Source organism: Kribbella sp. NPDC050820 (assembly GCF_040653975.1).
GTDB lineage: Bacteria > Actinomycetota > Actinomycetes > Propionibacteriales > Kribbellaceae > Kribbella.
Window position 1 is genome coordinate 1 of the sequence record NZ_JBFAHB010000141.1, and the last position, 8,528, is coordinate 8,528.

Here is an 8,528-nt window from a genome sequence, read left to right on the forward strand (position 1 = left end):
GTTTCCCCACACTCTCCCCCACCCCCCCCCTCTCCCTATCTGCGGGGACCCCCCCCGGTTTTTGGCCGCCCCCCCCCCCCCCAACCCACGCCGCCCCCCCCCCCCCCCGGGGGGCGGGCGGAGGCTCGGGGTCACCGGGGCGGGGCTACTGCCCGGTGAAGGTGAAGGTCGAGCCGGGTTCCTTGACGATGTCGCCGTCGCGGGAGTTCGTGACGGTGACGTTGCTCAGGACGGCGTTGCCGCGGGCGCCACCCATCGCGAGGATGCCGGACCCGTTGTTCGACTTGTCGATCCGCAGGCTGGTGAGCTGGACGTTCGGCATCTCACCGCCACCGGTCTTGAACTGGATCCCGTCGTACGTCGAGTCGTGGATCTCGGTGTCGCGGATGGTCACCCCGGTGATCGGCAGGTTCGCCGGGAACAGGGTGATGGCGCCGAACTCCTGCGCCTCGCCCCAGAACACCCCACCGCACCGGTACAGCGCGTTGTCGGCGATCAGCGTCGTACCGGAGAACGGCAGCGGGTCGTGGTCGGTCGCCAGCATGATGCCGGGGTAGTTCATCGTGTCGTAGATCAGGTTGTTCTCGATCTTGTTGCCGTACCCGCCGTAGATCGCGACGCCGTTGGCGCGCCACGGCAGCTGGATGGTGTTGTTGGTGAACGCGTTGTCGTGGCCGATGTCGACCGACTGGTCCTTGACGAACTTGCTCGCCCACACCGCCAGCGCGTCGTCGCCGGTGGTCCGGAAGGACGAGTCGAACACCTTCGAGTTGCGGGTGCCGTTGGCGAAGTTGATGCCGTCGGCGTAGGTGTCGCGGATCCGCATCCCGCTGAACTCCAGCCCGTCGCCCGGTCCCCACAGCTCGGGGATGTTGTCGTAGTCGCGGCCGACCCAGGCGCCGACGTTGGCGTGCTCGATCCAGACGTTGCTGATCTTCGTCCCGGTGCCGAACCGGCCGTTCAGCGCGACGCCGCCCTCGGCGTTCCCGTCGCCGCCGCGGATCCGGCCGGAGCCGAAGATCGCGATGTCCGACAGCTGCACGTTCTTGTCGATGTCGAAGCCGAAATTCCCCTCGTGCGGGTGGTTGATGCCGCCGGCGTTCTGCGGCTCGATGGTCGAGTACAGCTGCGAGTACCACATCCCCGCGCCGCGGATCGTGGTGTTGCTGATCCCGACCTGGTTGTACTGGCCCCGGTTGAGCGGGTCGTCGGTGAGGATCTTCTTCTCCTGCCGCCACTGGCCGGCCGGGATCCAGACGCAGCCGATTACGCCGTTCTGGTCGTCGGTGACGGCCCGCTGGATCGCGTCAGCGTCGTCGATCCCGTCGTTCGGCACGGCGCCGTACTGCGTGATCGACGTGCAGCCGGCCGGTTGGGTCAGCGGCGGGGCGACCTGCTCCAGGTCGATCATGTCGATGATGTAGAACGACGCGCCGTCGCCGGAGTCGCGTTGCAACTTGAACTTCGTCCCGGCCGGGTACGACGTGCCGAGCAGCGCGTGCGACTCGTCGAAGAGCCGGCGCGCGTCTCCGCCCGGGGTGTTGGTCAGCGACTCCGGTCCGTCACTGTTGCCGTAGAGCCAGCTGTGCCGCGACGACAGGGTGAGCTTCTGCTTGAAGACGCCGTCGACGTACAGGCTGATGGTCGCCTCGAGCCCCTGCCCGTTGGCCGAGTCGGGGATCGAGTTGCGGACCACGATCGAGTTGGTCGGCACCGTCGAGGTGAACTCGACGAACTGGCCGGTCGAGTTCAGCCGGACCGACTGGCGGCCGGACGACTCGGTGGCGAAGTTGGTGTGGCCGAAGGTCCGCTTCGCGTCCGAGACGAGCAGCGTGCCGTTGTGCGCGGCCGCTTCCGCCTCGTACGACGTGTACGGCACGGCGGCGCCGCGTCCGACCACGATCGACCGGCTCAGCGTGTTGTTGGTTTCGTTGGTCTCGGCAACGGTGTTGGTCGCGTCGGCGATCCCGGTCACGGTGGCGCCGCCGTTGGTCGCCGTCCAGATGCCGGTCATCGCGACGTTGCTGGTCGCGCCGGCCGCGATCGAGGCCGTGTTCGTGTTCAGCGTGGTGCTGCCCACGGTGAGGCGGGTGACGCTTGCTGCCGAGGCCGCCGTACCGCGGTTGTTGACCGCGACCGTGAAGGAGACCTGTGATCCGGGCGCGGGGTTGGCCGGGTTGGTGGTGATCCCGGTGACCTGGAGGTCCGGGCCGGGCGCCTGGCCGACGGTCAACGGGGTGGGCGACTGGAAGGTGTTGTTGGTTTCGTCCTGCTCGACGACGGCGTTCGCCGGGTCGGCGACCGCGGCGACCGTGTGGTTGCCTTGGGCACCGGTTCCGGCGCCGGCCGTGACGGTGGCGGTGGCCCCGGCGGCAAGGGCGCCGACCGCGGCGGTGCCGGCGACCGAGCCGTCGACCAGGAAGTTGAGGCTGCTCGCGGGCGCGGCCGCGACACCGGAGTTCCGGACGGTGGCCGACAGGGTGATCGGAGTGGACTCGGTCGGTTCGGCCGGGCTCCAGGTGACGTTCGTGACCACGAGGTCCGGGTTCGGCGCCGCCGTACCGAAGATCTGGAAGTCGGCGACCTGCCCGCCGGGGGCGCCGGTGTTGCCGAAGAACTGCAGGCGGACGTCCGCGTAGCGCCCGCTGACCGGGATCGTGATCGAATTCTGGTTGCCGGACGGGCTGAACTGGTAGTCGGTCCGGGCGACGAGCGAGGTGAAGGTCGTGGCCGACTGCTCCCGGCCGAGCACCTGGATGCTCTGCGTCCGCGGTCCCCAGATCGGGTCGGGGTTGAGCTTCACCACGATCGAGCTGAGGTCGGCGTCGGCGCCCAGCTTCACGGTCAGCGTCGAGGGGAAGCCGTTGGACTCCCAGTAGGTGTTGACGCTGGTGTCGTTCGCGTTCGTGGCGACGAACTCGAAGACCGCCGACGACGCCTCGATCGGCTTGCCGGTCGCGAGGTTGGTGCCGACCGGAGGCTCGACCGGCCCGCCACCAGGTCCGGCAAGGTCGAACTCCGACAGTTGAGCGGCCGGCCAGCCGGTGTTCGCCGTGACGACCAGCCGGAGGTAGCGGGCGGACGTGGTGGTGAAGTCGATCGTGACCGTGTTGTTCACGGCGGGGTTGAAGGCGTACGCCGTACTGCCGACGAGCGTGCTGAACGACGAGCCGTTCGTGCCGGCCTGGACGGTGATGGTCTGTGTCCGGGCGCCCCAGGACGCGGGGAGCTTCAAGGTCACCTGGTTGACGTCCTGCGTCGTGCCGAGGTCGGCCTGGATCCACTGCGGGAGCGCGTTGTTGCTGCTCTCCCAGTACGTGTTCTGGTTGCCGTCGGCGGCGTTGCTGCTCGGATACTCCCCGAGCGAACTGGAGGCCGACAGTGTCTTGCCGAGGTTGGCGGTGACGGCTGCCGTCGCCGATCCCGGGACAAGGGCCGCGCCGACGAGCGCAGCCATGAGCAAGCCGACCAGCAGTCGCCAGCCGGCAGATCTCTTCCACTCCATGAAGTTGTCCTCCGTCAGGTGGGCGGGGGCGGACGCCGACCCTCAAGAGTTTTCATTGTCTTGCTAATTTCTTGCGGGGCGGTAACCGAAGCTTGCAGCCCAGCTCACACCTCGTCAAGACCTCGCGCACGCAAAACCACCCCGCCCCGAATCTCCGGGCGGGGTGGTGAGCAGGAACTTCAGGCGCGCCGCTGAGCAGCCCAGTCGCGGATCAGCTCGATGCGCTCCTTGAGCTGGATCGAGGAGGCGTGGGCGGCCGCGGGCCCGTCCAACTTGCGGCGAAGGTCGTTGTGGATGACGCCGTGCGGCTGGCCGGTCCGGTGGTGCCAGGCGGCGACCAGGCCGTTCAGCTCGCGGCGGAGCAGCGCGATCTGCTCGTGCGTGGCCAGCTCGGTCGGCGTCGGGTCCTCGCGGCCCGCCGGCTCCGAGGAACCACGCTGGGACCGTTTCTGCGCCGCGATCGACTTCGCCTGCCGCTTCTTCAGCAGCTCCCGCACCTGATCCGGCTCCAGCAGGCCCGGCAGCCCGAGGAAGTCGAGCTCCTCGTCCGACGCCATGTCGCCGCCGGTTCCGTAGTCACCGCCGTCGAACACGACCCGGTCGAAGCTCGCGTCCGACCCGAGCGCCTCGAACTTCGCCTCCAGCTCGTCGCTGGCGCCCTCGGCCTGGTTCGCCTGCTTGATCAGGTCGTCCTCGAGGGCGAAGATGTCGCCGTCCTCGTTGGAATTCTTCCGGCCGAGCACGTGGTCGCGCTCGACCTCCATCTCGGCGGCGAAGCTCAGCAGCCGGGTCACCGACGGCACGAACACCGAGGCCGTCTCACCCCGCTTCCGGGCCCGCACGAACCGCCCGACCGCCTGCGCGAAGAACAGCGGCGTCGACGTCGGCGTCGCGTACACCCCGACCGCCAGCCGCGGCACGTCGACACCCTCCGACACCATCCGGACCGCGACCATCCACCGCGAGTCGCTCTCGGAGAACTTCGCGATCTTCTTGCTGGCCGCCTTCTCGTCGGACAGCACGACGGTCGGCGCCTCGCCGGTCAGCTCGCGCAGCGTCTTCGCGTACGCCCGGGCCGTGTTCTGGTCACCGGAGATGACCAACGCGCCGGCATCCGGCATGTGCCGGCGCACCTCGGTCAGCCGCTTGTCGGCGGCCGCCAGCACGGCCGGCATCCACTCGCCGGCCGGGTCGAGCGCCGTACGCAGCGCCTGCGCCGTCAGGTCCTTGGTCAGCGGCTCGCCCAGCCGCGCCGCCACCTCGTCGCCGGCCTTCGTCCGCCAGCGCATCTCACCCGAGTACGACATGAAGATCACCGGGCGTACGACGTGGTCGCGCAGAGCGTGACCGTACCCGTAGGTGTAGTCCGCCTTGCTCCGGGCGACGCCACCCGGCCCCTCCTCGTACGTGACGAACGGGATCGGGTTGTCGTCGCTGCGGAACGGCGTACCGGTCAGGCAGAGCCGGCGGGTCGCGGGCTCGAACGCCTCCCGGACGCCGTCACCCCAGCTCAGCGCGTCGCCGCCGTGGTGCACCTCGTCCAGGATCACCAGCGTCTTGAACCGCTCGGTCCGGACCCGGAAGGCCAGCGGGTTCACCGCGACGCCGGCGTAGGTGACCGCGACGCCCTGGAAGTCCTTGTTGGTCTTCCCGCGCCGGCCGGCGAACGCCGGGTCGATCGCGATCCCGGCCCGGTCGGCCGCCTCGGCCCACTGGACCTTGAGGTGCTCGGTCGGCGTCACCACGGTGACCCGCTCGATCTGCCGCCGGTGCAGCAGCTCGGCGGCCACAGTGAGCGCGAACGTGGTCTTGCCGGCTCCCGGTGTCGCCACCGCGAGGAAGTCCCGCGGGTTGTCGTCGAGATAGAGCTTGAGTGCCTCCGCCTGCCAGGCGCGCAGTTTGCTCGCGGTACCCCACGCGGCGCGGTCCGGGTAGGCCGGAGGAAGCACGGCTGGTGTGGCGGGCGCGTGCGAATCCACGGACGGCATACTCCCCCGTTAGTCGACTGTCGGCCGTGCAGGAACGTTACCTGACGTCGGGGACAACTGCTGACCGGCATGTCGGGGTACGGCCGGTCTGTGGAGAAAGTTCCGGATCCGCTGGTGAGGCGGCCTACACTCGGGGGCATGAGTACTCAGTTGACCCCCGGCGCCGAGACGGTCGTCGACGAGCGCACGCAGCCGTCGCTGCAGGAGCCTGGCGATCACGAGCGGTTCTCGCACTACGTGCCGAAGGACAAGCTGACCGAGGCGATGGTCATGGGCACGCCGGTGGTCGCGCTCTGCGGCAAGGTCTGGGTGCCCAGCCGGGACCCGCAGCGGTTCCCGGTCTGCCCGGAGTGCAAGGAGATCTGGGACTCGCTCAACCCGGGTGACGACGACCAGGGCGGCGACGAGTAGACCCGCTCAGTTCAGGGTCGGATCGTCCGGGTACGTCGCCAGGTAGGCCATCTGGTCGTTCTGGCGGCGCAGGACGCGGCGCCAGAGCTTGTCCGGGTGCAGGCTGAACACGTCGTCGGGCTCGGACTCGACGACGTACCAGGCGCCCTCGGTGATCTCGCCCTCGAGCTGCCCGCTGGACCAGCCGGCGTACCCGGCGAAGATCCGCATCCGCTGGATCGCGCCCTCCAGCAGCGCCGGCGGTACGTCGAGGTCGATCAGCCCGATCCGGCCGAAGCACTCCCGCCACCCGGGCGGATCGGCCGACTCGATCACCTCTGCGACCGCAAGGGCACTGTCCGTGCCGACCGGGCCGCCCATGAACAGCACCCCGGGCTCGTTGACCGTGGTCGACCAGTTCGGCAGCACGCGCTCGACGGCCAGGTCGGCAGCGCGGTTCACCACCACCCCCAGAGCCCCGTCGTCGTCGTGGTCCAGCAGCAAGATCACCGAGCGGCGGAAGGGCGGCTCGTCGAGTAGCGGAGTCGCCACCAGCAGCGAACCGGTCAGGGTCGAGGCCGTCATGCTCCCATCATGGCGTACGACGGAGCACACGGAAGGCCAGCCAGGCGCCGACCACCACCCCGGCGAGGTCCGCGACGACGTCGAACGGGTCGCCGTCGCGCTGCGGGAGCACCCAGTACTGCACCAGTTCACTGACGATCGCGTTCGCGACCAGTGCTCCGAGCAACCAGCGCGCCGGGATCCGCAGCATCAGCCCGAGGAACGCGACCGACCCGAACAGGAACAGGTGCGCGACCTTGTCGATCCCGGGGATCCCGACGTGCGGACCCGCCTCCCGCGGCGTGTAGACGCCGTACAGCTGCAGCGCCACGGCCGCGACGAAACCGATCCGCCACGCCCAGACCTTGGCCCGCGAGCCGGTCGCCCCCGCCACCGAAACGGTCACGCCGGCGAGTCGTCCGGGTAGGTCTCGTGCGCCGGCGCCCGGCCGCCGGCGGCGTCACGGACCGCGTGCGCGACCATCGTGTGCACCTCCGGGTGGAAGACGCTCGGCACGATGTAGGCCGCGTTCAGCTCGTCGTCGGTGACGACGCCGGCCAGCGCCTTCGCGGCGGCCAGCTCCATCTCGATCGACACCTTCGACGACTGCGCGTCCAGCAGACCGCGGAAGACACCCGGGAAGACCAGCACGTTGTTGATCTGGTTCGGGAAGTCGCTGCGGCCGGTGGCCACCACCGCCGCGTGCTCACCGGCCTCGGTCGGGTCGACCTCCGGCACCGGGTTGGCCAGCGCGAACACGATCGCGTCCTCGTTCATGGTGGCGACGTCGGCGCCGGTCAGGATGTTCGGCGCCGAGACCCCGATGAACACGTCCGCCCCGGCCAGCGCGCCCTTCAGGTCGCCGCTGTACTTCGCCGCGTTGGTGTTCTCCGCGATCCAGCGCAGCTCCGGCGACAGGCCGTCGCGCTCGGTGTGGATCACACCGCCGATGTCGGCCACGCAGGTGTCCTTCACCCCGGCCGCAAGCATCAGCTTCAGGATCGCCGTACCGGCCGCGCCGGCGCCGGACATCACCACGCGCACGTTGCTGATGTCCTTGCCGACCACGCGCAGCGCGTTGTAGAGCGCGCCGAGCACGACGACCGCCGTACCGTGCTGGTCGTCGTGGAAGACCGGGATGTCGAGCTCCTCGCGCAGCTTGGCCTCGATCTCGAAGCAGCGCGGCGCGGAGATGTCCTCCAGGTTGATGCCGGCGAACCCCGGCGCGATCGCCTTGACGATCTGGACGATCTCGTCCGGGTCCTGGGTGTCCAGGCACAGCGGCCAGGCGTCGATGCCGGCGAACCGCTTGAACAGCGCCGCCTTGCCCTCCATCACCGGCAGCGCCGCCTTCGGGCCGATGTTGCCCAGGCCGAGTACGGCGGAACCGTCGGTGACGACCGCGACGCTGTTGCGCTTGATGGTCAGCCGGCGGGCGTCGTCCGGGTTGGCCGCGATCGCCAGGCAGACCCGCGCGACCCCCGGCGTGTAGATCATCGACAGGTCGTCACGGTTGCGGATCGGGTGCTTGGCCTCCATCGAGATCTTGCCGCCGAGGTGCATCAGGAACGTCCGGTCCGAGACCCGGCCGATCTCGACGCCGGGGACGGCGCGCATCGCCTCGACCAGGCGGCCGGCGTGCTCGGTGTCGGCCGCGGCGCAGGTCACGTCGATCCGCAGCCGCTCGTGGCCGGACGCGGTCACGTCGAGCGCGGTGACCAGACCGCCGGCCTGCTCGACCGCGGTCGTCAGCTTGCTCACCGTCGAGCCACCCGCGGGCACCTCGAGGCGAACGGTGATGGAGTACGAAACACTCGGCAAGGCAGTCACGCGGGTGATCCTCTCACGGCACTGGTAAACCCCGAAGGTTGTGTTCGTAAAGTGCACGGCAGGAAGCCCGGTAATCCATTACCCGGACGGACTACTGTTTCGCCGGCAAAGGAGGTGCGGTGGCGACGATCAGTGACGTGGCGGCGCGGGCTTCCTCGGCTGATAGACCCTGAAGGGGACCTTCCCTCGGTAGGAGGTGTTGGCAGGGTGCGTGTGGGAGGGGTCAACGTGGAGCACGCGCAGCGTAGCGA

6 protein-coding genes are annotated in these 8,528 nt (G+C 69.4%); 1 reads left to right on the plus strand and 5 read right to left on the minus strand.

The window, feature by feature from the left end; all coding sequences use genetic code 11:
- Positions 1–145: 145 nt before the first annotated feature.
- Positions 146–3,505 carry a CARDB domain-containing protein gene (locus tag AB0H36_RS47375; protein ID WP_360538758.1) on the minus strand — a complete coding sequence of 1,120 codons (3,360 nt, stop codon included), beginning with the start codon at positions 3,503–3,505 and terminating at the stop codon, positions 146–148.
- Between the two features lie 179 nt (positions 3,506–3,684).
- A complete protein-coding gene (locus tag AB0H36_RS47380; RefSeq protein WP_360538761.1) occupies positions 3,685–5,484 on the minus strand; it encodes a DEAD/DEAH box helicase in 1,800 nt (599 codons plus the stop codon).
- A 147-nt stretch (positions 5,485–5,631) separates the two neighbouring features.
- On the opposite strand from AB0H36_RS47380, the gene AB0H36_RS47385 reads away from it, so the two are divergent.
- A complete protein-coding gene (locus AB0H36_RS47385) occupies positions 5,632–5,904 on the plus strand; it encodes a DUF3039 domain-containing protein (protein WP_360538764.1) in 273 nt (90 codons plus the stop codon).
- A 6-nt stretch (positions 5,905–5,910) separates the two neighbouring features.
- Here AB0H36_RS47385 and AB0H36_RS47390 read toward each other — a convergent pair whose 3' ends face one another.
- Genes AB0H36_RS47390 through AB0H36_RS47400 form a run of 3 tightly spaced genes read right to left on the minus strand, consistent with a single transcriptional unit; the run spans position 5,911 to position 8,277 of the window.
- Positions 5,911–6,468 (minus strand): YqgE/AlgH family protein, encoded by a 558-nt coding sequence (locus AB0H36_RS47390; RefSeq protein WP_360538767.1) that lies wholly within the window; start codon positions 6,466–6,468, stop codon positions 5,911–5,913.
- A gap of 7 nt (positions 6,469–6,475) precedes the next feature.
- Positions 6,476–6,853, minus strand: a complete 378-nt coding sequence (locus AB0H36_RS47395; RefSeq protein ID WP_360538770.1) for a VanZ family protein — start codon at positions 6,851–6,853, stop codon at positions 6,476–6,478.
- The gene (locus AB0H36_RS47400; protein WP_360538773.1) at positions 6,850–8,277 is read right to left on the minus strand and encodes an NAD-dependent malic enzyme; all 1,428 of its coding nucleotides are present in this window, start codon (positions 8,275–8,277) and stop codon (positions 6,850–6,852) included. Before AB0H36_RS47400 ends, AB0H36_RS47395 begins: the two co-directional genes overlap by 4 nt.
- Positions 8,278–8,528: the final 251 nt, after the last annotated feature.